This window comes from Halomonas sp. H10-59, assembly GCF_040070555.1.
GTDB lineage: Bacteria > Pseudomonadota > Gammaproteobacteria > Pseudomonadales > Halomonadaceae > Halomonas > Halomonas litopenaei.
Genome location: NZ_CP098828.1, coordinates 3,864,780 through 3,886,733, shown reverse-complemented (window position 1 = coordinate 3,886,733; position 21,954 = coordinate 3,864,780). Strand labels below are relative to the sequence as shown.

General features: G+C 66.4%; 19 protein-coding genes. 15 read left to right on the top strand and 4 right to left on the bottom strand.

The annotated features are described in order from the left end of the window. Positions 1-62 precede the first annotated feature (62 nt). Together NFG57_RS16830 and lexA are read right to left on the bottom strand one after the other, a co-directional pair. Positions 63-689: a YigZ family protein gene (locus NFG57_RS16830; RefSeq protein ID WP_108132325.1), complete on the bottom strand. Its 627-nt coding sequence runs from the start codon at positions 687-689 to the stop codon at positions 63-65. Beyond that, the gene (gene lexA / locus NFG57_RS16825) at positions 689-1,165 is read right to left on the bottom strand and encodes a transcriptional repressor LexA (protein WP_045991117.1); all 477 of its coding nucleotides are present in this window, start codon (positions 1,163-1,165) and stop codon (positions 689-691) included. The genes NFG57_RS16830 and lexA overlap by 1 nt, the downstream gene beginning before the upstream one ends. Before the next feature lie 276 nt (positions 1,166-1,441). Between lexA and ccmA the strand changes: the two genes are divergently transcribed. The 13 genes from ccmA to NFG57_RS16760 all read left to right on the top strand — a co-directional run bounded on the left by ccmA (position 1,442) and on the right by NFG57_RS16760 (position 17,145). After that, entirely contained in the window at positions 1,442-2,083 is a 642-nt protein-coding gene (ccmA, locus tag NFG57_RS16820) for a cytochrome c biogenesis heme-transporting ATPase CcmA (protein ID WP_108449931.1), read from the top strand. Further along, on the top strand, positions 2,080-2,814 hold the full coding sequence (gene ccmB / locus NFG57_RS16815) for a heme exporter protein CcmB (protein ID WP_108449932.1): 735 nt from the start codon (positions 2,080-2,082) through the stop codon (positions 2,812-2,814). The genes ccmA and ccmB overlap by 4 nt, the downstream gene beginning before the upstream one ends. Positions 2,815-2,865: 51 nt before the next feature. Then, positions 2,866-3,606: a heme ABC transporter permease gene (locus NFG57_RS16810; RefSeq protein ID WP_045991114.1), complete on the top strand. Its 741-nt coding sequence runs from the start codon at positions 2,866-2,868 to the stop codon at positions 3,604-3,606. Next, the gene (ccmD, locus tag NFG57_RS16805; RefSeq protein ID WP_348814821.1) at positions 3,603-3,815 is read left to right on the top strand and encodes a heme exporter protein CcmD; all 213 of its coding nucleotides are present in this window, start codon (positions 3,603-3,605) and stop codon (positions 3,813-3,815) included. Before NFG57_RS16810 ends, ccmD begins: the two co-directional genes overlap by 4 nt. Beyond that, entirely contained in the window at positions 3,805-4,275 is a 471-nt protein-coding gene (gene ccmE / locus NFG57_RS16800; protein ID WP_045991113.1) for a cytochrome c maturation protein CcmE, read from the top strand. The genes ccmD and ccmE overlap by 11 nt, the downstream gene beginning before the upstream one ends. Positions 4,276-4,496: 221 nt before the next feature. Further along, positions 4,497-6,497, top strand: a complete 2,001-nt coding sequence (locus NFG57_RS16795; protein WP_348814820.1) for a heme lyase CcmF/NrfE family subunit — start codon at positions 4,497-4,499, stop codon at positions 6,495-6,497. Between the two features lie 61 nt (positions 6,498-6,558). Continuing rightward, on the top strand, positions 6,559-7,107 hold the full coding sequence (locus NFG57_RS16790; protein ID WP_348814819.1) for a DsbE family thiol:disulfide interchange protein: 549 nt from the start codon (positions 6,559-6,561) through the stop codon (positions 7,105-7,107). Continuing rightward, positions 7,098-7,700 (top strand): cytochrome c-type biogenesis protein, encoded by a 603-nt coding sequence (locus tag NFG57_RS16785; protein WP_348814818.1) that lies wholly within the window; start codon positions 7,098-7,100, stop codon positions 7,698-7,700. Before NFG57_RS16790 ends, NFG57_RS16785 begins: the two co-directional genes overlap by 10 nt. Next, complete coding sequence (ccmI, locus tag NFG57_RS16780; RefSeq protein WP_108132331.1) at positions 7,697-8,917, top strand: c-type cytochrome biogenesis protein CcmI; 1,221 nt, start codon at positions 7,697-7,699, stop codon at positions 8,915-8,917. Before NFG57_RS16785 ends, ccmI begins: the two co-directional genes overlap by 4 nt. 3 nt (positions 8,918-8,920) lie before the next feature. Then, positions 8,921-12,418 carry a chromosome segregation protein SMC gene (gene smc / locus NFG57_RS16775; RefSeq protein ID WP_348814817.1) on the top strand — a complete coding sequence of 1,166 codons (3,498 nt, stop codon included), beginning with the start codon at positions 8,921-8,923 and terminating at the stop codon, positions 12,416-12,418. A 225-nt stretch (positions 12,419-12,643) separates the two neighbouring features. Continuing rightward, the gene (zipA, locus tag NFG57_RS16770) at positions 12,644-14,641 is read left to right on the top strand and encodes a cell division protein ZipA (protein ID WP_348814816.1); all 1,998 of its coding nucleotides are present in this window, start codon (positions 12,644-12,646) and stop codon (positions 14,639-14,641) included. Between the two features lie 192 nt (positions 14,642-14,833). After that, complete coding sequence (ligA, locus tag NFG57_RS16765; protein ID WP_348814815.1) at positions 14,834-16,876, top strand: NAD-dependent DNA ligase LigA; 2,043 nt, start codon at positions 14,834-14,836, stop codon at positions 16,874-16,876. Further along, the gene (locus tag NFG57_RS16760; protein ID WP_108449937.1) at positions 16,873-17,145 is read left to right on the top strand and encodes a YheU family protein; all 273 of its coding nucleotides are present in this window, start codon (positions 16,873-16,875) and stop codon (positions 17,143-17,145) included. Before ligA ends, NFG57_RS16760 begins: the two co-directional genes overlap by 4 nt. Before the next feature lie 139 nt (positions 17,146-17,284). On the opposite strand, the gene mnmC is transcribed toward NFG57_RS16760, so the two are convergent. Both mnmC and NFG57_RS16750 read right to left on the bottom strand, forming a co-directional pair. After that, a complete protein-coding gene (gene mnmC / locus NFG57_RS16755) occupies positions 17,285-19,330 on the bottom strand; it encodes a bifunctional tRNA (5-methylaminomethyl-2-thiouridine)(34)-methyltransferase MnmD/FAD-dependent 5-carboxymethylaminomethyl-2-thiouridine(34) oxidoreductase MnmC (RefSeq protein WP_348814814.1) in 2,046 nt (681 codons plus the stop codon). A 275-nt stretch (positions 19,331-19,605) separates the two neighbouring features. Further along, positions 19,606-19,905: a YciI family protein gene (locus NFG57_RS16750; protein ID WP_045991104.1), complete on the bottom strand. Its 300-nt coding sequence runs from the start codon at positions 19,903-19,905 to the stop codon at positions 19,606-19,608. 220 nt (positions 19,906-20,125) lie between these two features. Between NFG57_RS16750 and NFG57_RS16745 the strand changes: the two genes are divergently transcribed. Together NFG57_RS16745 and NFG57_RS16740 are read left to right on the top strand one after the other, a co-directional pair. Further along, a complete protein-coding gene (locus tag NFG57_RS16745; protein ID WP_348814813.1) occupies positions 20,126-21,163 on the top strand; it encodes a PHP domain-containing protein in 1,038 nt (345 codons plus the stop codon). Between the two features lie 79 nt (positions 21,164-21,242). Beyond that, positions 21,243-21,866 carry an L-threonylcarbamoyladenylate synthase gene (locus NFG57_RS16740; RefSeq protein WP_045991103.1) on the top strand — a complete coding sequence of 208 codons (624 nt, stop codon included), beginning with the start codon at positions 21,243-21,245 and terminating at the stop codon, positions 21,864-21,866. Positions 21,867-21,954: the final 88 nt, after the last annotated feature.

Here is a 21,954-nt window from a genome sequence, read left to right as displayed (position 1 = left end):
ACCGGTCCCGGAGGCGGAACAGACGGGGCTGGAGGCTCCCACGACGTTAGCATCGAGCGGGCCTAGCCTGCCTGATGGTCCAGGGACTCGATGCGGCCCTTCAGGCGAGTGCTGAGCTCGCTCAGGTCGGTGGACCGTTCACTGGGCCAGCCCAGGGTCAAGGTGACGCCTTCGGCCCCGTAGTCGACCGCCTGCACCGGGATATCCTGCCCCTGGCACCACTGCCGGGCGTCGGCCTCGCCGGCAAAGTCGACCCGTATCTTGAGTGGGCGGCGCTCGATGCATTCGCCCCTGGGCAGGCTTTCCAGCGCCGTGACCAGCGCCTGGGTATAGGCGCGGGCGAGTCCGCCGGTCCCGAGTTTGGTGCCGCCGAAGTAGCGGGTCACCACCGCGCCCACCTGGCCGATGCCATCGCCATCGAGTGCCTGAAACATCGGTCGGCCGGCGGTACCGCCCGGCTCGCCGTCATCGGAGAAGCCAATGTGCACCTGCTCCCCGGGCGGGCCTGCGATGTAGGCGCTGCAATGATGGCTGGCATTGGGATGCTGCCTGCGAGCCTCGGCCAGCAGCGCTTCGAAGTCCGCCACCTTGGGGGCGTGGGCCACCCAGGCGATAAAGCGGCTCTTTTCCACCTCGATCTCGCTTTCGTGCCACTCACCGGGGGCAAGCTCGGGTATCGGGTAGCGCATCAGGCGGCCATTTCTTCCTGGCGGGCGACACCCATGACAAGGCCCAGCACACGGATGTCACTGTTCTTCAGGTAGATCGGGGGCATGGTCTCGTTGGCCGGCTGCAGGCGAACACCATTCTTCTCGATATAGAGCTTTTTCAGGGTGACCTCCTGGTCATTGATCATCACCACCGCCGTTTCGCCGTTCTCGGCGCTTTCCTGGCGTTCGATGATGATCACATCGCCGTCGAAGATATTGCAATCGATCATCGAGTTGCCGCACACCTTGAGGGCGTAGGTGTTGCGCCTGACCATGCGCGATGGCACCTGCAGGGTGGCGTTGTCCAGGCAGGCCTCGATCGGCATGCCGGCGGATACCTGCCCCAGCAGGGGGACCTCCACCAGGGCATCCGAGGTGGAGTCGACGGGTGCCCAGCTGTCGGCGATGGGCAGGTTGGGCAGGCGTTCGAGGAACTGGCAGGTCGCGATATCCATGGCGCGGGGTCTCCCTTGTTGTGAGGGTCGGGCTGTCACGGGATGGAGTAGCGGGTGGCGATTGGTGTCAACGTCGAGGGATCTTGATACTGTCGATTCATACAGTATGTGAAAGATAGCAGGCCTCGCCGCTCGTGCAAGTGCCATGGATCAACGAAAGGTGCATTGCCTGTGCGATTGCGGCTGTCAGCTGCGCTGGCTGTCTGGTTCGGGTAGTGCAATCGGTGTAAAGTCTGTGCGTGATTTGCTGCCCCGTCCCTGGTTGTGGAGTGCCCTTTGCGTCTGTGTCTTGAAGCCCGACAACTGGCCTGTGAGCGCGATGGCCGCTGGTTGTTTCGAGGATTGGATGTTGTCCTCAAGGCGGGGGAAGTGCTCCGAGTCGAGGGACCCAACGGCAGTGGCAAGACCACGCTGTTGAAGATCCTGTGCGGCCAGATCGCCGACGTCGATGGAGAGGTGCGCTGGCAGGGGCGGGCGCTGCCCCGCGCCCGCGCCGACCTGCTGGCCAACCTGCTGTATCTGGGCCATGCCCCGGGTATCAAGGCCAACCTGAGTGCCCTGGAAAACCTGCGTTGGTATCAGGCGCTGGGGGGCGAGGGGCGCCCCGATGCCGAGCTCGAGGCGGCCCTGGCCGAAGTCGGCCTGGCCGGCTTCGAGGACGTCCCCACCGCCCAGCTATCGGCCGGCCAGAAGCGCCGGGTGACCCTGGCTCGTCTGGTGTCGAGTCGCCGTGCCCTGTGGGTGCTGGACGAACCTTTTACCGCGATCGATGTGGCCGGCGTGGCCGCCCTGGAGCGCCGCCTGGCCAACCATGCCGCCAGCGGCGGCGCGGTGCTGGTCACCACCCACCATCCGCTGTCCAATGTGCCTGGCGTGCGCCGGCTGACCCTGGACGGACACCGACAGGTGGCTTCATGAACACGCCGACGTCTGGGTCGATCGAAGCCGCCGAGCCGGTCAGAGAGGCCGGTGATGGCCTTGGTCGCGCGATGGCTGCCACCTTCCGCCGTGACTTGACGGCGGTCGCCCGTCGACCGGGTGACGCCCTGACCCCGCTGGTGTTCTTCGCCATGGTGATCACCCTGTTTCCACTGGGGATCTCGCCGGAACCCGAACGCCTGGCGCTGATCGCCCCTGGCGTGTTGTGGGTGGCCGCCTTGCTGTCGGCACTGCTGTCGCTGGACGGCTTGTTTCGTGGCGACTTCGAGGACGGCACCCTTGAGCAACTGTTGCTTGCACCGCACCCGCTGTCGTTGCTGGTGCTGGCCAAGGTCGCCGTGCACTGGTTGACCACCGGGCTACCGCTGGCGTTGATGGCCCCCTTGCTGGGGGTGCTGCTGGCATTGCCCCAGGGCAGCTACCTGGCGCTGAGCGCGACCCTGGCACTGGGAAGTGGCTGCATCAGCCTGATCGGTGCCATCGGCGCAGGGCTGACGGTGGGGCTGGCGCGTGGTGGCATGCTGCTGTCGCTTCTGGTGTTGCCACTTTTCATGCCGGTGCTGATCTTCGGCACCGGCGCCATGGGCGCGGCGCTGGGCGGCGGGGAATGGCTTGGGCACCTGGCGGTGATCGGCGCGCTGTTGTCGGTAGCGCTGATGGCGGCTCCTGTGGCCATTGCCGCGTCGCTGCGCATCAGTATCCATGGTTGATCGGGCCGTCGTGGCCATCACGAATTCAAGGTTGATCGAGGTACAACGCTCATGTGGGCCTTCTTTCACAAGCTGGGATCGCCGCGCTGGTTCTACGGCATAGCCGCGCGTCTCTCTCCCTGGTGCTGGGCGCTGGCGCTGGCGCTGATCCTGGTCGGCAGCGTCTGGGGGCTGGCCTTCGCTCCGGCGGACTACCAGCAGGGCAACAGCTTTCGCATCATCTACGTGCACGTGCCTGCGGCCTTCCTGGCCCAGTCGATCTTCATGGCGCTGGCCGCCTCCGGCTTCGTATTCATGGTCTGGAAGATCAAGATCGCCGACATGGCGGCAGCGATGATGGCGCCGCTGGGCGCCGCCATGACCGCCATCGCCTTGCTGTCGGGGTCGGTCTGGGGCAAGCCTACCTGGGGCACCTGGTGGCAGTGGGACGCCCGCCTTACCTCGATGCTGATCCTGCTGTTTCTGTATCTTGGCGTGATGCTGATCCGGCGCGCCTTCGCCCGCCCCCAGAGCGGCGCCAAGGCGGCGTCGGTGCTGGCCATGGTGGGGGTGATCAACATACCCATCATCAAGTACTCGGTGGAGTGGTGGAACACCTTGCACCAGCCCGCCAGCTTCACCATCACCGAACGCCCGGCGATGCCGGTCGAGATGTGGATGCCGCTGTTGATCATGGTGCTGGGATTCTACGCCTTCTTCGCGGCCTTCACCCTGACCCGCACCCGTACCGAGATCCTGCGCCGTGAAGGCCACAAGCGCTGGGTGAAAGAGCTGTTCGAGGAGCGTCCATGATGGCTTTCGAATCGCTGGCCGAGCTGGTCAGCATGGGCAGCCACGGCCCCTATGTGTGGACCGCCTGGGGTGCGACCCTGGGCTTTCTGCTGTTGAGCGTGATTCTGGTTCGCGGTGAAAGCCGCGGTGTTCGGCGCACCTTGCGCCGCCGGCTGAGGCGTGACGCCGCGGTCACAAGTTCCCCCTCGGAGGATCAAGATGAGGGCTAAACGCCGAAATAAGATGCTGCTGGTGCTTGGACTGGTGGCGCTGTGTGCGGTGGCGGTGGGACTGACGCTGTACGCCCTGCGCTCCAACATCAACCTGTTCTTCAGCCCGGTGCAGATTGCCGCCGGAGAAGCCCCCGTGGACCGGCAGCTACGTGCCGGCGGGATGGTCAAGGAAGGCAGCGTCCATCGTGACAGTGACAGCCTGGACGTCAGCTTCGTGGTGACCGACTACGTCGACGATGTCGAGGTGCGCTACAGCGGCATCCTGCCGGACCTGTTTCGCGAGGGGCAGGGCGTGGTGGTGGTCGGCGAACTGACCGGCGACGGCTATATCGCGGCCGACAAGGTGCTGGCCAAGCACGACGAGAACTATATGCCGCCCGAGGTCGCCGAGGCATTGGAAGACGCCGGCTATTCGCCGGCAGACTACAAGCAGGCGGGCCCAGGCACGTCGCAGTAGGCTTCGTGCATCGACAAAAAAGGTATCCCGACAACAGGGCTCCGTGGTGCGGGGCCTTGTTTGCCCGAGGGGGCAGGGCCGAAGGCGCTTCTTCGAGCCAGAAGGGGACAGGGTCAATCGACCATAACGCAGGCGTTCCGGGCCCATGGGCCCACGCGATTCAGTCGCAGAGCCAGGCGCCAGTGGACTGACGCGGACGGAAGGCGGGCCAAGGTGAATCCATGCTGATCAAGATGATTCCGGAAATCGGACACTACGCGCTGATCGTGGCGCTGCTGATGGCCTGCGTGCAGGCGGTGCTGCCGCTGGCCGGGGCTGCCACTCGGCGCCCGCTGTGGATGGCCTACGCGCGGCCGATGGCGGCGGGCCAGCTGGCCTTTCTGTTGATCGCCTACGGCTGTCTGACGGCGAGCTACATGCTCGACGACTTCAGCGTGGTCAACGTCGCCAACAACGCCAACTCGCTATTGCCCTGGTACTACAAGTTCAGCGCGGTGTGGGGCAACCACGAAGGCTCGGTGCTGCTGTGGAGCCTGATCCTCGGAGTCTGGACCTTCGCCGTGGGCTGCTTCTCCCGGGGGCTGCCACCGGACATGGTGGCGCGCGTGCTCGGCGTGATGGGGCTGGTCAGCGTGGGCTTTCTGGCCTTTGTGCTGATCACTTCCAACCCCTTCGAGCGTTCGCTGCCGAATATCCCCGCCGACGGCGCCGACCTCAATCCGCTGCTGCAGGACGTCGGTCTGATCATCCATCCGCCGATGCTGTACATGGGTTACGTGGGCTTCAGCGTGGTCTTCGCCTTTGCCATCGCTGCGCTGCTGGGCGGACGCCTGGATAGCGCCTGGACCCGTTGGGTGCGCCCCTGGACCAATATCGCCTGGGCCTTTCTCACCGTCGGCATCGCGCTCGGTAGCTGGTGGGCCTACTACGAACTGGGCTGGGGCGGCTGGTGGTTCTGGGACCCGGTAGAGAACGCCTCGCTGCTGCCCTGGCTCGCCGGCACCGCGCTGATCCACTCCCTGGCGGTGACCGAAAAGCGCGGCACCTTCAAGAGCTGGACGGTGCTGCTGGCGATCACCACCTTCTCGCTGTCGCTGATGGGCACCTTCCTGGTGCGCTCAGGGGTGCTGACCTCGGTGCACGCCTTCGCCAATGATCCTTCGCGGGGCCTGTTCATTCTGGTGCTGCTGGGCATCACCGTGGGCCTGTCACTGTTGATCTTCGCCCTGCGCGCGCCACGGGTCAGCCAGCCCGGCGGCTTCAACTGGGTATCCCGCGATGCCCTGTTGCTGGTCAACAACATCCTGCTGGTGGTGATGACGGTGACGGTGCTGCTCGGGACCGTCTATCCGCTGCTGCTCGACGCGCTGAACCTGGGCAAGATCAGCGTGGGGCCTCCCTACTTCAACGCCCTGTTCGTGCCCCTGACCGTATTGCTTTGCGTGTTCATGGGGCTTGGCCCCAGCGCCCGCTGGAAGCGCATGGCCGGGCGCGAGCTGCTGACCCGCCTGTGGTTCGCCGGTCTCGGCGCTCTGGTCATCGGCGTGGCGGCGCCGCTGGTCTACACCGGGCAGTGGAACCTGAAGGCGTCGCTGGGCCTGGTCGCGGCGCTGTGGCTGGTGCTGTCGCTGGTGCGTGACCTGTGGGGCAAGACCTCCCGAGCCGGCTCGCGCCTTGGCGCCCTCAAGCGCCTGACGCCTGCCTACTGGGGCATGGTGCTCGGCCATCTGGGGCTTGCTGTGACCATCATCGGGGTCGCCCTGGTGTCCAACTATTCGGTGGAGCGCAACGTGCGCATGAATGTCGGTGACCGCGTCGAGGTCAACGGAATCGGCTTTCACATGACGGCGCTGGACGAGCGTCGTGGGCCGAACTATGTCTCCGACGCGGCCACCATCGAGGTGACCCGAGAGGGCGCCAGCGCAAGCTTCGAGATGTACCCGGAGAAGCGCCTGTACATCGCGCGCGGCATGCCGATGACCCAGGTGGCGCTGCGGCCTGGCCTGTTCCACGACCTCTACGTGGCCATGGGCGAGGAGCTCGACGATGGCAGCTGGGCGCTCAGGGTGCAGATCAAGCCCTTCGTGCGCTGGCTGTGGCTGGGCGCACTGCTGATGGCCGCCGGTGGCATCATCGCCGTCGCCGACAGGCGCTACCGTCGCCGCTTGAGCGTACGTGAGCCCGAACCTGTCGTGACGGCCAGGGAGGCCAGTGCATCATGAAAGATCGTCAGCCGATGGCCTTCGCTCCTGTCATTGTCGTCACGGCCAGGGAGACCCGTGCATGAAACGTCGATTTCTATTGCTGTTGCCGCTGGTGCTGTTTCTGGCGCTCGGGATCTTTCTCTATCAGGGGCTGTCGATCAACCCCTTTGAACGGGAATCCGCGTTGATGGCCAGGGAGTTCCCCGACTTCGAGCTGTCGACCCTTGAGGAACCCGAGCGCAAGGTGAGCCAGGACGCGCTGTCCGGCGAGCTTTCCCTGGTCAATGTCTGGGGTAGCTGGTGTCCGACCTGTCGTCAGGAGATGCCGCAGCTTCTGGATCTGGCCGAGCGCGGGGTACGCCTGGTCGGGGTCGACTACAAGGAAGAAGGTGCCAGCGACGGTGAGCGCAGGGCCAGGGGACGTGCCTTCCTGACCCAGTTCGGCAATCCCTTCGAGTTCAATATCTTCGATCCCGAGGGTACCCTCGGCTTCGATCTCGGCGTCTACGGCGCTCCTGAGACCTTCCTGGTAGACGCCGAGGGGATCATTCGCTACCACCACACCGGCTATATCACCGCCGATGATGTGGAGAAGATCATCTTGCCGGAGGTGGAAAAATGGCGTTGATCGATCTGTGCGGCTCGAACGCTATCAGCGCCCGCACCCGCGCTATCAGCTCCAGCGCCCGCACCCGCGCTAGCGGCGACGACCGCAGCGCCCGTGCACGTAACCTGCCTGGCTCGGGCCTTGGCTGGCTGGCGGGCATGGTGCTGGCGCTGTTGATGCTTGTCGCTGCGCTCGACGCTCGGGCGGAAGCCATCGAGGTACGCGGCTTCGACAACCCGGTGACCGAAAAGCGCTATCAGGAGCTGACCGCCACCCTGCGCTGCCCCAAGTGCGAGAACCAGGCCATCGGCGACTCCAACTCGCCGATCGCCGCCGACATGCGCGAGCGGGTCTACGCCCAGCTTCAGGACGGCCGCTCGGACAAGGAGATCATCGACTTCATGGTCCAGCGCTTCGGCGACTATGTCCTCTACAATCCGCGTCTCGAGGGGCGCACCCTGCTGCTGTGGGGGCTGCCCGGCGCGCTGGTCGTCATCGGCGCCCTGGTATTGTGGCTGATCATCCGCTCACGGCGACGCACCCAGGTACGCAGGCTGTCCGCCGAGGAGCAGGCGCGCCTGGACGACCTGATCGATAGAGAGGGATCCGCATGACCCTGTTATGGCTGGCCTTTGCCGTTCTGCTGCTGCTCGCGGCCTGGCTGCTGATCCTGCCCCTGCGCCGTGCGGCGAAGGTGGAACGCCTGCAACGTGCGCTGGAGGACAGCGATGACGCCGCCGCCCAGAACGTGGCGGTCTATCGTCGTCGGGTGGCGTCGCTGGAAGCGGCCAAGTCTCGGGGAGACATCGACGCAGCACGCTTCGACGAGGATCTCAGTGAACTCCAGCGCAGCCTGCTCGATGACACCGAGCGGCTCAAGCGCTCACCGCTGAAGTCTGCCGCTGCGGGCAAGCTGGCGGTGCCGCTGGTGCTGGTGGCGGTGGTGGTGGTCAGCGTGCTGTGGTACCGCTGGGAGGGCGCCGAGGGCGACCTGGTGCTGTATCAGGCCATCGAAGAGGTACGCAACGACCCCGAGGCGAGCCTCGCGCTGATGATCCAGCGCCTCGAGCAGCAGGCCGAGAGCCAACCCGACAACCCTCGCGTGTGGCAGACGCTGTATCCGCTTTACCGCGACAGCGGCGCCTACGCCGAGGCCAGCGATGCCATCGAGCGTGTGCTTGCGCTGGAGGGGCGTTCACCCTGGTGGATCGGCGAGTTGGCCAAGATGCAGTACTTCATCAACGAAGGGCGGCTCGACGATCGCATTCTGGCGCTGTCCCGGGAGGCCAGTCGCGAGGCGCCGAATCTGCCCTCGGCCATGTGGTTTCTGGGGGTCGAGGCCTTCCAGCAGGACGACTACCAGGGCGCCCTGGGCTTCTGGCGGCGCGGTCTGTCGACGGCAGACGACTCGCCGTTGTCCGAGGCCATGCGCCAGGGCGTCGCCCAGGCCGAGCAACGCCTGGCCCCTGCGGCGAGCGAGCGCAATGTGCTGGTCAGCCTGTCGCTGGCCGACGAACTGGTCGGGCGTCTGGCGCCGGAGACCACGGTGTTCGTGGTGGCACGGGACAGCGAAGGCAAGCTGCCGCCGCTGGCCATCGAGCGCCTGACCCTGGCCGACCTGCCGGCCAGCCTGACCCTTGACGCCAGCGATGCCATGTCGCCCATGGCAAGCCTCGCGCAGGTCGATGAGGTGCGTCTGCTGGCGCGGGTATCGTCCAGCGGCCAGGCCCAGCCCCAGGCCGGCGATCTCATGGGTGAACGACAAGGGGTTGCAGTAGGCGGCCCGGACATGGATCCTGTCGCGCTTATCATCGATCGAGTGATTGAATAGTCCATGCGTCTGACGTCGATCCGGCTGGCCGGGTTCAAGTCCTTCGTCGATCCGGTCACGGTGCCCTTTGACGGCAACATGACCGCCATCGTCGGTCCCAACGGCTGCGGCAAGTCGAACATCATCGACGCCGTACGCTGGGTCATGGGCGAATCCTCGGCCAAGACCCTGCGTGGCGAGTCGATGACCGACGTCATCTTCAACGGCTCCACCGGGCGCAAGCCGGTGGGCATGGCCTCCATCGAGCTGACCTTCGACAACCGCGACGGCACCATGGGCGGGGTCTACGCCCAGTACGCCGAGATCTCGGTCAAGCGTCAGGTCACCCGGGACGCCCAGTCCAGCTACTTCTTCAATGGCCAGAAGTGTCGCCGACGCGACATCGCCGACCTGTTCCTGGGCACCGGCCTGGGGCCGCGCTCCTACGCCATCATCGGCCAGGGCATGATCTCGCGGCTGATCGAGGCGCGTCCCGAAGAGCTGCGCGCCACCCTGGAAGAGGCCGCCGGTATCTCCAAGTACAAGGAGCGCCGTCGCGAGACCGAAAATCGCATGCGTCGCACCCAGGAGAACCTGGACCGGCTCGACGATATCCGTGAGGAGCTGGACAAGCAGCTCGAGCGGCTCAAGCGTCAGGCCGAGGCGGCCAGACGCTACCAGTCGTTGAAAGAAGAAGAGCACCGGGTCAAGGGCGAACTCGCACTGCTGCGCGGACGCGCCTTGCGTGCCGCCCAGACCGAGCAGGACACCCGGGTGCGCGAGCTCGAGACCGCGGTGGAGCGCGAGGTGCTCGGCATGCGCCAGTGCGAGACCCGGCTGGAAGAGGCCCGCGCCGAGCACGATGGCCTGGCCTCTGAGCTCGACCAGCGCCAGGCACGCTTTTACGAGACCACCACTGCCATCGCCCGCCTCGAGCAGGAGCTCGAACACACCCGCTCCCGGGATCAGCAGCTGGCGCGGGATCTCGAGAGTGCCCGCCGCGAGCTCGAAGAGCTCGATCGTCTCGGCGAGGACGACAGTCAGCGCCTGCTGGCCCTCGAGGATCGCCTGGAGACCCTGGGCCCCGAGCAGGAAGAACTGGCAGAGCAACTGGCCGAGCTGGAAGCGGCGCTGGAGGAGGCCGAGCCCGCGGTGGAGGAGGCCGACGCCGAATGGGAGGCCTTCAACGAACGCTGGCGCAGCGACAGCCACGAGGCTGAACGCACCCAGGACCGACTGCGTGAGCTGGAAGCTCGGCTCGAGCGCATCGCCGCCGACCGTGCCAAACGCCGTCAGCAGCTCGATGAATTGCCGGACCTGGCCGGCCTCAGCGCTCAGCGCGAAGAAGTGAAGAGTCAGCTGGCCGAGCACGAGGCCCGCGCCGAGGAGCTCGAGGAGCGTCGTGAACGGCTGATCGAGCAGCGCGACGCCAACCGTCGCGAGGTTGTCGAACATGACCGCGCGCGCGAGCAGGCGCTTGCCCGTCACAGCGCCCTGGGTGGCGAGATCGCCTCGCTGGAGGCGCTGATCGAGGCGGCCCTGGCCGACCACGACGAAAGCCTGGACCGGCACCTGGCCGAGCATGGCCTTGCCGAGGCGCCACGCCTGGGCGAATGCCTGAATGTCGAGCCCGGCTGGGAGGAGACGGTGTCCTGGGTGCTGGGTCCTTGGCTCAGGGCCCGCATGGCGTCGTCGAGTCACTGTCGTGAGGTGATGGCCTCGCCGCTTGCCGCCGAACTGGCACTGCTCGATTCAGAGGCCAGCGTCGACGCTGCCGGCGACAGCCTGGCGGCGAGGGTCAAGGGCGCCGGTGCGGCCGCGCAGTGGCTCGCCGGCATTCGCTGTGCGGCCTCCCGTGACGAGGCCTGGCAGGCACAGGATCGGCTCGAGGCGGGGGCCAGCCTGGTGACCGCCGACGGCCTGTGGCTAGGCCCTGGTTGGGCGCGCCAGCGGGGCGAGGGAGATGGGCCGGATGCGTTGCTGGTGAGCCGTGCCCGGCTGGACGAGGCAAGTGCCGCCCTGGCAGAGCAGGAACAGCGGCTGGCGTCCGTCGAGCAGGCCCGTGAAGGTGCCCAGGCGTTGGTCGATCAGGCCGAGCAGGGGCTCGAGCAACTGCGGTTGTCGGAGCGTGAGCTGGATCAGGCGCGTCAGCAACTGGCGGTCCAGGACAATGGTCTGGCCAGCCGGCTTGAGCATCTGTCCAGTCGCGGCGCGGAGATCCACGAGGAGCTCGAGGGCCTGGCCGAAGCCGACGAGGAAGCGCGGCTGGCCATCGAGGAAATGCGCGAGCAGTGGCAGAGCGCCATGGCTCGGCTGGAAGAGGGCGCCGAGGTACGCGAGCGTCTCGAGCGCGAGCGCACCCAGGCGCGCGAGCGGCTGGCCTCGCTGCGTACCCGCCAGCGTCCGCTGAGCGAGCGCTCCCAGCAGCTCACCCTGGAGCACCAGCGGTTGACCACCGAGCGTGCTGGCCTGGCCGAGCAGCAGGGGCGCGCGGGGGATACCCGCTCACGCCTGGAGGAGCGGGTGGCCGAACTCGAGGAAGCGCGTGAGGGGCTGCATGAGCCGGATGAGGAACGTCGCGAGCGTCTCGATGAGCTGTTGCACCGGCGCGAGCAGGAGGAGCGCCAGCTCAATGAGTCGCGGGCACGGGCGGCGGCGCTGGTCGAGCGCCTGCGCGACGACGAGCAGGCGCGGCAGAGCCACGAGCGAAATCTCGATGGCGTGCGCGAGCGTCTGCAGGAGGCGCGTATGCAGGTTCAGGCATTGGCGCTGAAGGCCGAGACCCAGGATGAGCAGCTCAGGGAACTTGGCCACGATGCCGAGGCTCTGACAGAAGGGCTGGACCCCAATGCCACCGAGTCCGCCTGGCAGACCCGGCTGGAGGAGCTGGGCGAGAAGATTCGCCGGCTGGGGGCGATCAACCTGGCCGCCATCGAGGAGTACGAGCAGCAGGCCGAGCGGCGCGACTATCTCGAAGCGCAGCAGGCCGAGCTGAACGAGGCCCTCGAAACCCTGGACAAGGCGATCCGACGTATTGATCAGGAGACGCGGATGCGATTCCGCGATACCTTTGAGCGGGTCAATGCCGGCCTGCAGTCGCTTTTCCCGCGAGTCTTCGGTGGTGGAACCGCATGGTTGACCCTGACAGGCGATGATTTGCTGGAAACCGGGGTGGCCATCATGGCGCGACCTCCGGGCAAGAAGAACAGCACGATTCATTTGCTGTCCGGGGGAGAAAAAGCACTGACGGCGTTGTCCATGGTATTCGCCATCTTTCAGTTGAACCCGGCGCCGTTCTGTATGCTCGACGAGGTGGATGCGCCCCTGGACGATGCCAATGTCGGGCGCTATGCCAAGCTGGTGAAGGAAATGTCCGAGAGCGTTCAGTTCATCTATATCACCCATAACAAGATCGCCATGGAGGCCGGTGAACGACTGATGGGTGTGACGATGCAGGAACCTGGCGTCTCGCGACTGGTCTCGGTGGGCGTGGACGAGGCGGCCGCGCTGGCAGAAGCATGATGCACTTGAAAGGTGGTTATAATAGGGTTACCAAGTAAGACCATGATACTGCATGGCAAGGTAAGCAAAGGGAGTTGGAAGGGCGAATGCGAAGGGCACTGTCGAGAAGACCGGAGAAAATCCGGCGCTTGACAAATAAAAAAAGTGGCCCTTTTTTTCGCAATCACGCTATGCTGTTGACGGACAACCATCAGGCATGGCGCCTTAGCAAAGGCATGACGACCCATGGAACTAAGAGAGTGGCTGATCATTCTGGGGCTGGCACTGGTGACCCTCATCGTTATCGATGGGGCGCGTCGCCTCCAGCGCCAACGTCGCACTCCCCGCCTTGATGAGGTGCAGGGAGACGTCCTCGATAGTGGCTACGGTAGCTACGAAAGCGGCTATGGCAGTGGTCATGGCAGTCGCCATGATCAGGAACCCGCCATGGCGGCGAGCCCCGGACCCAGCGCGCCAGAGCGTCGGGAGGTGGCCTCGGTAGAGGACGACCCCGAGGAGCGTGCGCGCCAGGAAGAAATCAACTGGGAGCTGCCCAATGGAGGGGCCAGGGTCGTCAGGCCTGCGGACTTCTCCAATGTTCAGCCCAAGCCCAAGCTGCAGCGCCAGGAGCACCCCGGGCCATCCCGGGTGTTGTCCGAATTCCGCTCCAGTCAGGCCAGTCGCGCTCAGGAGGCTGGGGACAGCCAGCGCGCCGATGGATCGTCGACCAATGACCGGCCGGCGGACACCGTTGCCCCGCGAGCCAGTCAGCCGGCACCTGAAGCCCGGGCCGAGCAGCCCACCCAGGCAGAGGGTGTAGAAGAGGGTGCAGAACAAGCGCCCGCCGAGGCAGAACCGACTCCAGCACAGGCAGAACCGACTCCAGCACAGGCAGAGCCGTCGGTGCGGGTCGATCAAGCGCCCGCGCAGGCCCCGAACGCTGAAGAAGTGGCCGAGCAGTCCTCCCTGACCGACGAGCCCATGGCGGCCGACAGCCGCGAGGAGCCAAGGGCCACCAGCGAGACGACGATGGACGCTCCGGTGGACGCTGACGCCTCCACCGGCAAGACTGCCCAGGACGAACACGCGGTGCGTGACGATGTCGCCGACGCGGGTGATGGGCGCCGCGAGCCCAGCTTGAGCGCGCGTCGTGACGATGACGTCGCCAGCGAGCCCGGCGACGCTGCCATGCCGTCTCTGGCGGCGGATCCACAGGACCACGAAGAATTCGACGAAGATCAGTATCGTCTGGTGGACTTCGAGGGGATGGGAGATTCGTTGAAGGATCGCTCTCGTCGCATGGGGTCCTCCGTGCATCGTTTTGGCGCTTCGCTGCAGAAGTCGCTGGGAGAGCGCCGGGAACAGAAGCGTATCGAACGCGAGAAGCGTGAGAAGGAAAGAGCCGAGAAGGCACGGCTCAAGGCCGAGCAGAAGGCCGAACAAGCCAAGCTCAAGGCCGAGGAAGAAGCTCGCCGGCAGGCCGAACAGGCACAGCATCAGGCCGAACAGCAGCGTCAGCGGCAGCAGGAAGAAGGGCTGCGTCAGGAGGAGGCCGAGCGCCGCCGTCAGGAAGCCTTGCTTGCCAGGCAGGCCGCTGCCGATCAGCGTGGCGCCTCGTCGATGGAAGACGAAGCCTCGTTCGACGATGCCACGTACGACGAAGCCGCGTATGACGAAGCCGCATTTAACGAAGCAGCGGACGCCAATGTCGAAGACTCCAGGGTGCGCACCCATCCGGTGCTCGAGAAGGCCCTGCGCCACGACGTCAACGCCGAGCATGCCCGTGACAGCCTGAGCAATGCCGAGGAAATCATCGTCATCAGCGTGATGTCCCGTGACGAGGACGGCTTCCCTGGCACGACCCTGCTGGAGCTGATGATGGCCTGCGGTTTGCGCTACAGCCGAGACATGGGCATCTTCCATCGCTTCGAGACCGAGGATGAGGGCAGCGCCCTGCAGTTCTCCATGGTCAACGTGCTCAAGCCCGGGACCTTCCCGATCGAAGCCATGGACGACTTCACCACACCTGGCATCACCCTGCTGATGCCGCTGCCCAGCGCCAAGGACAGCTCGGCGGCCTTCGAGGCCATGGTCGAGACCGCGATGGTGATCGTGCGCCATATGGGGGGTGAGCTGAAGGACGAGAATCACAGCGTGATGACCGCCCAGACCGTGGAGTTTGCCCGCCAGCGGGTGCAGGAGTTCGAGCGCCGCCACCGCCTGCATCGTTATCAGGTGAACTGACCGCGCAGGCGCTGCCTGGTACGCGACGGCCCCGTGGAGACACGGGGCCGTCTGCGTTTGCCTTCTGTGTCTTGATGGGGCGGACCGGGCTTGCCTGTCGGGGGCGGTGATGTCTGGCGGTTTTCTCCCGGCGGGCATGGGGTAGAATGGCTGATCATCAGCACTTCGCACTTCGCCAGGACAAGGGTTTACATGACCACCGATGCTTCGACCCGTGACGAGGTCGCGCGGCTTCGCACCGAACTCGATGACGCCAACTACCGCTATCACGTGCTCGACGACCCGCGCCTGCCCGACGCCGAGTACGACCGGCTGCTGCGTCGGCTGACGGAGCTCGAACAGGCCCATCCCGAGCTTGCGAGCCCCGACTCGCCGACCCAGCGGGTCGGTGCCAAGCCCGCCGACGGCTTCCCCGAGGTGACCCACGCGCTGCCCATGCTGTCGCTGGACAACGCCTTCGATGACGATGAGATACGAGCTTTCGTCAAGCGGGTGGCCGAGCGTATGGAGCTGGACGCCGAGGCACTGTCGTTCTCCTGTGAGCCCAAGTTCGACGGCGCTGCGGTCTCGCTGGTCTACCAAGACGGTGTGCTGGTCAGCGGTGCCACACGTGGCGACGGCCGTACCGGCGAGGGCATCCTGTCCAATCTGAAGACGCTGAAGTCCATTCCGCTGCGCCTTCGGGGCGAGACGCCGCCGACGCTGATGGAGGTGCGCGGCGAGGTCATCATGCGTCACCAGGAGTTCGAGGCGATGAACGAGCGTGCCCGTGAGCAGGGCAGCAAGGTCTTCGCCAATCCTCGTAATGCCGCCGCCGGCAGCCTGCGCCAGCTCGACCCCAGGGTGACCGCCACGCGGCCACTCGAATTCCGTGGCTACCAGGTAGCGCGCCTTGAGCCCGATGGAGGCGCGAGCACCCATAGCGAACTGATGCAGCGGGTGGCCGAGGTCGGCCTGCCGGTCAGTCGCGAGCTCGAAGTGGTCAAGGGGGCGGACGGTGTTATCGACTACTGCCGCCGCCTGGGGGAGCGTCGTGAGCGCCTGGACGTCGATATCGACGGGGTGGTGATCAAGGTCGACGAGCTACGCCTGCAGCGCGAGCTGGGCTTCGTTTCGCGGGCGCCGCGCTGGGCCATCGCCTTCAAGTTCCCGGCCCAGGAGCAGACCACGACCCTCACCGACGTGGAATTTCAGGTGGGGCGCACCGGGGCGATCACCCCGGTGGCACGGCTCGACCCGGTCAGCGTGGCCGGGGTGACGGTGTCCAACGCCACCCTGCACAACGCCGACGAGATCGCGAGGCTTGGCGTGCGCATCGGCGACCGGGTCGCCATTCGCCGCGCCGGCGACGTGATCCCCCAGGTGGTCAGGGTGGTCGAGGCGGCAGGCGAAGGCGAGGATATCGTCTTTCCCGAGCGCTGCCCGGTGTGCGAGTCCGAGATAGAGCGGATCGAGGGCGAGGTGGTGGCACGCTGCTCCGGCGGGCTGGTATGCGCCGCCCAGCGCAAGGAGGCGCTCAAGCACTTCGCCTCGCGCCGGGCGATGGACATCGACGGCCTCGGCGTCAAGCTGATCGATGCCCTGGTCGAGCGTGACTGGGTCAAGACCCCGGCGGACCTGTTCAGCCTGTCCGCCGAGCGACTGGCAGAATTGCCGCGCATGGCCGAGAAGTCGGCGAGCAATCTGGTCGAGGCGCTGGAAAAGGCCAAGGCCACCACCCTGGCACGCTTTATCTACGCCCTGGGTATCCGCGAGGTCGGCGAGGCCACCGCGGCCAACCTGGCGAGCCACTTCGGCAACCTCGATGCCCTCAAGCAGGCCGACCGTGAAACGCTGGAGGCGGTGGACGACGTGGGGCCGGTGGTGGCCGCCCATATCGCCACCTTCTTCCACCAGGCGCACAACCTCGAAACGCTGGAGGCGTTGATCGCCGCGGGGGTGCACTGGGACGAGGTCGACGTCGGCGAGCGCTCCACGCCATTGGAAGGCCAGACCTGGGTGCTCACCGGTACTCTGGAGACCATGACAAGGGACGAGGGCAAGGCGCGCCTGCAGGCGCTGGGCGCCAAGGTGGCTGGCAGCGTGTCGAAGAAGACCCATTGCCTGGTGGCCGGCCCCGGTGCCGGCAGCAAACTGGCCAAGGCCGAGCAGGCGGGGGTCGAGGTGATCGACGAGGCGACCTTCCTCGCGCGCCTTAACGAGTGGGAATCCGAGAGTTCGGAGGAGCAAGCATGAGCCGTTTCGTCGAAGTACCCTATCGCATGTTGCCCGGGGAGACGCTGGACGCCCTGCTCGAGAGTTTCGTCACCCGTCAGGGCTACGACACCACCGACACCGGAGAGGGCATGAATGGTTGGGTCAAGGAGCTCAAGGGCCAGCTCGAGCGCTCGGAGCTGATCATCGCCCACGATCTGGAGACCGAGAGCACCGAGGTGCTGACCCTGGCCCAGTGGCGATCCTTTGGCAGAGACATCGCAGATGACGAGGAAGAAGGAGACATCTGATCTGCCGATGCCCCCGGCCGCCTGACGCTTGCTGCGGCGGGTGAAAAAGACGACGGGCCGCCTTCAAGGCGGGCCGTCGGCGTCTGGGCGTTGCTGCACGCGTCCAGCCCTGGAGCAAGCTCTGGTGCTCATCCTGGAGTCAGCCCTGGCGCTTGCCCTGGACGATATCGCGGATCAGCCGCCGCCCCGGGTGCAGGTGGTCGGCCAGGGGGGCTTCCAGCGGCATCGGTTCATCGCAGATGCGCGAAGCCAGCAGTTCGGCACACAGCGGCGCGCTGGCCAGCCCCCGTGAGCCGTGGGCGGCGCTGATCCACAGGCCGGGATGGTGGCTGCCAGCGACGTCCGGCACCCGGGTGGCGTCCTTGGCCAGCACCGCGTAGTCGCGAAGCCATGCCGGCTGATCGGGTAGCGGGCCAGCGTAGGGCGTCTTGTCGGGGCTTGCGCAGCGCACACCGCCACGACCGTCGAGGTTCTCTATCGCCAGAGGGTGGCCGGCCTGGCGCAGCTGGTCGAGGTAGCCCGGCAGGGTCCTGTCGAGTTCCTCCAGATTGGCCCGGTGGTCTTCGTCGAGGGTGTCGTTGTCGCTACGCCCCGGGGCAAAGGTCGCGCCGAAGGTCAGCGCGCCATCCAGCGGCGGTGCCACGTAGCCACCGGCGCAGACCACTCGCTTCGGCGCCGGGGCCTCGAGCGCCAGGGGCGCGCGGCTGACCTGGCCGCGTACCGCCTGCAGCGGCAGGCCAGTGACCTGGCTGAAGTCAGCCGAGCGATAGGCGGCGGCGACGATGACCTGATCCACCTCGATGGCGACGCTGGAGTGATCGCCCTTCAGGGCGTGGCTGCCGACAAGACGCCAGCCGCCGTCCTCCAGAGGCTCGATGCTGTCGATGCTGGCCTGGACGAAGGTCACCCCCGGCGTGCGGGCGAGCTGCTCGCACAGCTCGCGCGGCCTGGCCCAGCCTGCCAGCGGATAGTAAAGGCCGCCGTGGGGCAGCGAGAGCCCGGCGAGGCTGGAGGCCTCGTCGGCGTCGATGCCACGCACCACCGTGTGGGGAAGGCCGTGGTGATCGAGAAAGCGTCGCTGACGACGGGCCTCGCGCTCGTTGGCACCGAGTTGCAGCACGCCACAGGGCGACCACAGGCGCTGCTCGGGGTCGAGCCGGGCGAGCCAGCGCTGGCTGTAGAGCAGCCCGCCCAGATAGACCCGGCTCTGGTGGTTGGTGTCGGCGGCGAGCTTCACGTATAGCGCGCCCTGGACATTGCCGGAGCCTCCGCTGCCGGGGCGTGCGGCGTCGATCAATGTGACCTCGACACCGCGTCGGGCCAGTGCCTCGGCGGCGCTGCAGCCGGCGATGCCCGCGCCGACGATGGCCACGCGCCGACAGGGTCGCGCCTCAGGGGGGAGAAACCAGGGGGTGTGACGTCTGCCGGTATCGTCGGGAGGCGTGTCGATCTCGCCGGCGAGCATCTCGCGCTTGCGTCCGTGGCCCGGTACCTTGCGCCAGGTGAAGCCGGCGGCCTTGAGCCCGCGCTTGACGATACCGGCGCAGGTGAAAGTAGCGAAGGTGGCGCCAGGACGGGAGTGCGCCGCCATCGCGGCGAACAGTGCAGGCTGCCACATCTCGGGATTCTTCGACGGGGCGAAGCCGTCGAGGAACCAGGCGTCCACCAGGCCGTCGAGCAGCGCAAGGCGTTCGCTGCTGTCACCCAGGTGCAGATCGAGAATGACCCGGGGCGACAGCACCAGTCGATGCACCCCGGTGACCGCCGCCGGCCATTGGCGAATCAACGCCGCCGCCTTGTCGGCCAGATCCGGCTGGCCTGCCAGGGCCCGAGTCAGATCCTCGGCGCTCATCGGATAGCGCTCGGTGGAGACGATGTGCAGCCGTGCCCGGGGGGGCGCCAGCGCCTCGAAGCTGTGCCAGGCGCACAGCACGTTGAGCCCGGTGCCGAAGCCCGTTTCACCGATCACGAAGGGGCGCTGCTCGTGCCAGGCGGCAAAGCGCTGGGGCAGCCGGTTGGCGGCGATAAACACGTGCTCGGTCTCGGCGCGACCGTCGTGGCGCGAGAAGTACACATCGTCGAAGGCACGGGAGTGAGGGCTGATTCCGCTGTCGTCCTCGCGCCAGTCCAGTTCGGCGGTAGTGGCGGCGGTCAGGGCGGGGAGGCCATCTGGAGATGATGTCACGTCGAAGATTTCCGGCTGGCGGGGCTGGTCAAGAATTGATCACTCTGTTGTCGAGGGCGTGGCAACAGGGTTACAGCAATGCGTCCGCGGCGTTTCAACAGACTTTTCCACAGACTCTGTGAACAAGCGGGCTGTGAACAAGCTGGCTGTGAACAAACCCGGTGCAAACAGGCTGTCCGTGAACGGTAGCCAGGACATCGCCTGTCCACGAACAGGTGCCAGAAGCAGGGTGCCCGCGATCCCGCCAGGTGCGCGGGGCAGGCACTCGGCTCGCCTCAGGGCAGGACCTTCTTGAACGGCTTGACGGTGACCGACGCGTAGACGCCGGCGATCATGTAGGGGTCGGCATCGGCCCAGGCCTGGGCGCTGGCCAGGTCGTCGAACTCGGCGACCACCAGGCTTCCGCTGAAGCCGGCGTCTCCGGGATTTTCGCTGTCCACCGCCGGGTGCGGTCCGGCCAGCACCAGGCGTCCCTCATCGCGCAGGGCCTCGAGTCGAGCCAGGTGGTCGGGCCGGGCGGCCAGTCGACGTTCCAGGCTGTTGTCCACATCTTCGCTGATGATCGCGTAGAGCATCGATAGTTCCTCGATAGGGCCCGGTTGACGTTGGCCCGGGCGGACTCGCCGGGCGGTCGGATGCCGCTCTATGGCATCCTGGATGACGATCACCCGGCTCGGGGAGGCGCATGCGCGACGCGACCAGCATTGACCGCGGCAGGCGCCACGCGCACCATGGAGGCCATATTCTGTCAAAGTCGCCGCCCGGCGTCATGTCGAGGAGCCAGTTTCCTGTCCCATGCCAGCCCTTCCTGAGTCCTTCGAGGGCACGGCCCTCGCCATCGATCTGCATATGCACTCGACCGCTTCCGACGGCGCTCTTGCGCCGTCGGAACTGGTGACGCTGTGCCACGCCAAGGGGCTTTCGCATATCGCCCTGACCGACCATGACAGCCTCGAGGGGGTCGCCGAGGCCGACCTTTGCGCCCGCGAGCTTGGGCTGTCGGTGCTGCCCGCCAGCGAACTGTCCTGTCAGTGGCGGGGACTCAATATCCATGTGGTCGGGCTGTTGCCGTCGGGGCCGGGGGCCATGCTGGAGGCCGGCCTTGCCGAGCAGGCCATCGCCCGCGAGAAGCGTGCCGAGACCATTGCCCGGCGACTCGAGCGCATCGGCCTGAGCGACGGGCTGGCCAAGGCGCGTGCCTGGGCCGGCAGCGACCGGCCGCTCAATCGCCCCGACTTCGCCCACGTGATGGTGGCAGAAGGGCTGGTGGCGGATCTGTCCGGGGCCTTCAGCAAGTATCTTGGCAACGGCAAGATCGGCGACGTGAAGTCGCATTGGCCCTACCTGTCCGAGGTGGTGGAGTGGATCCTCGACAGCGGCGGCGTGGCGGTGCTGGCTCATCCCCTTCGCTACAAGCTGACCCGGCGCAAGCGCGGCCTGCTGCTCGACGAGTTCTGTCGGGCGGGGGGCCAGGCGGCGGAGCTGGTCAGCGGCTTCCAGAACCCGGATGTCACCCGGGACCTGGCGCGACAGTTGATGGAGCGCGACCTGTACGGATCGCTGGGCAGCGACTTTCACTTTCCGGGAGGACACCTGGCGCCGGGCAGCATGAGTCCGATTCCGCGCACCGCGGTGGCGCCGGTGTGGGCCCATCCGCGCCTTGCCGCCTGGTTCGCCAGCGCGGCGAGTACGGACGTGGCGGGCCCTGGCGCGATAAATGCGAGCGTGGACGATGACACCCCGCGCGCACTAGGCCCTGAAGACCAGAGCCCGGAAGGCGAGAGTCCGGAAGACCAGAGCCCCGAAGACAAGAACGCCGCCCATTCGGTCTAGTCTCAGAGGGAAGGCCCGCGCTGCGCCTCGTGCTTTCTTCGCCAACTTCTTTTGCCCGTTTGTTCGCCAGGGAGGCAACATGACCCAGTACTTTCAGATTCACCCCGACAACCCCCAGAAGCGCCTGATCGACCGCGCGGTCGAGATCATCCACAAGGGCGGAGTGGTGGCCTATCCGACCGACTCGGGCTACGCCCTGGGCTGCCACCTGGGGGACAAGAAGGCCATCGAGAAGATCAAGTGGCTCAGGTCGCTGGACGACAAGCACAACTTCACCCTGGTGTGCTCGGACCTGTCGGAGATCGGCACCTACGCCAAGGTGGACAACGCCGTCTTCCGCCTGCTCAAGGCCCACACCCCAGGCGCCTACACCTTTATCCTGCACGCCACCACCGAGGTGCCCCGGCTGCTGCTGCATCCCAAGCGCCGCTCCATCGGCGTTCGGGTGCCGGACCACGAGATCTCGCGTGCCCTGCTTGAACGCCTGGGCGAGCCGCTGATGAGCGTGACCCTGATTCCGGTAGGGGAGGCGTTGCCGATGACCGACCCCGAAGAGATTCGCGATCGCTTCGGTGCGCACCTGGATCTGGTGATCGACGGTGGCGCCTGTCAGCTGGAGCCGACCAGCGTGATCGATCTGCGCGACATGCCGCCGGTCATCGTGCGCGAAGGGCGCGGCGATATCTCACCCTTCCAGGAGTAGCGCTCGACGCAAATCAGCGAAAGCATGCGGCGCATTGTCAGCAAGGCGACTGGCGAATACCGCCACGATGATGGGGTCCCGTTCCTGG

Bases quoted from the DNA above. Each gene is read 5' to 3' on its own strand.
- ccmE (WP_045991113.1), top strand. From the start codon at position 3,805: ATGAGGGCTAAACGCCGAAATAAGATGCTGCTGGTGCTTGGACTGGTG.
- NFG57_RS16760 (WP_108449937.1), top strand. From the start codon at position 16,873: ATGAGCCGTTTCGTCGAAGTACCCTATCGCATGTTGCCCGGGGAGACG.
- lexA (WP_045991117.1), bottom strand. From the start codon at position 1,165: ATGGATATCGCGACCTGCCAGTTCCTCGAACGCCTGCCCAACCTGCCC.
- ligA (WP_348814815.1), top strand. From the start codon at position 14,834: ATGACCACCGATGCTTCGACCCGTGACGAGGTCGCGCGGCTTCGCACC.
- ccmD (WP_348814821.1), top strand. From the start codon at position 3,603: ATGATGGCTTTCGAATCGCTGGCCGAGCTGGTCAGCATGGGCAGCCAC.
- NFG57_RS16790 (WP_348814819.1), top strand. From the start codon at position 6,559: ATGAAACGTCGATTTCTATTGCTGTTGCCGCTGGTGCTGTTTCTGGCG.
- ccmB (WP_108449932.1), top strand. From the start codon at position 2,080: ATGAACACGCCGACGTCTGGGTCGATCGAAGCCGCCGAGCCGGTCAGA.
- NFG57_RS16795 (WP_348814820.1), top strand. From the start codon at position 4,497: ATGCTGATCAAGATGATTCCGGAAATCGGACACTACGCGCTGATCGTG.
- NFG57_RS16810 (WP_045991114.1), top strand. From the start codon at position 2,866: ATGTGGGCCTTCTTTCACAAGCTGGGATCGCCGCGCTGGTTCTACGGC.
- NFG57_RS16785 (WP_348814818.1), top strand. From the start codon at position 7,098: ATGGCGTTGATCGATCTGTGCGGCTCGAACGCTATCAGCGCCCGCACC.
- ccmI (WP_108132331.1), top strand. From the start codon at position 7,697: ATGACCCTGTTATGGCTGGCCTTTGCCGTTCTGCTGCTGCTCGCGGCC.
- NFG57_RS16740 (WP_045991103.1), top strand. From the start codon at position 21,243: ATGACCCAGTACTTTCAGATTCACCCCGACAACCCCCAGAAGCGCCTG.
- smc (WP_348814817.1), top strand. From the start codon at position 8,921: ATGCGTCTGACGTCGATCCGGCTGGCCGGGTTCAAGTCCTTCGTCGAT.
- NFG57_RS16750 (WP_045991104.1), bottom strand. From the start codon at position 19,905: ATGCTCTACGCGATCATCAGCGAAGATGTGGACAACAGCCTGGAACGT.
- NFG57_RS16830 (WP_108132325.1), bottom strand. From the start codon at position 689: ATGCGCTACCCGATACCCGAGCTTGCCCCCGGTGAGTGGCACGAAAGC.
- zipA (WP_348814816.1), top strand. From the start codon at position 12,644: ATGGAACTAAGAGAGTGGCTGATCATTCTGGGGCTGGCACTGGTGACC.
- NFG57_RS16745 (WP_348814813.1), top strand. From the start codon at position 20,126: ATGCCAGCCCTTCCTGAGTCCTTCGAGGGCACGGCCCTCGCCATCGAT.